Consider the following 485-nt stretch of genomic DNA (forward strand, 5'->3'; position numbering starts at 1 on the left):
CGACGGTCAGTGACAAGACTGCGCCATGTCCGCTCGGCCGGGTGAACCGGCAGTTCTTCGCGCCCGCGCCGAACATGCTTTGGCTTTCTGATTTCACTTATGTGGCGACTTGGCAGGGTTTCGTCTACGTGGCTTTTGTGATCGATGCCTTCGCTCGCCGCATCGTCGGTTGGCGGGCGGCCGGACTGCCCATGCGGGCTTTGTGCTCGATGCCCTCGATCAGGCGCTTCATGATCGGCGGCCCGTCCACCGTGGCGGACTGGTTCATCATTCCGACCGCGGCTCGCAATATGTGTCCATTCGCTACTCTGAGCGGTTGGCAGAGGCGGGCATCGAGCCGTCTGTCGGGAGTGTTGGCGATTCCTACGACAACGCTCTCGCCGAAACGATCAACGGTCTTTACAAGGCCGAGGTCATCCACCGGCGAGGACCGTGGCGAAACTTCGAAGCCGTAGAGTTCGCCACGCTGGAATCGGTCGACTGGT

The 485-nt window shown here is 61.4% G+C and carries 1 pseudogene; it reads left to right on the forward strand.

The features are described from left to right. A pseudogene (locus ASD31_RS25495) lies at positions 1–485 on the forward strand (IS3 family transposase); the annotation flags it as partial.

The sequence above is a fragment of the Rhizobium sp. Root482 genome, from assembly GCF_001426565.1.
In the GTDB taxonomy this organism is placed as follows: Bacteria; Pseudomonadota; Alphaproteobacteria; order Rhizobiales; family Rhizobiaceae; genus Pararhizobium.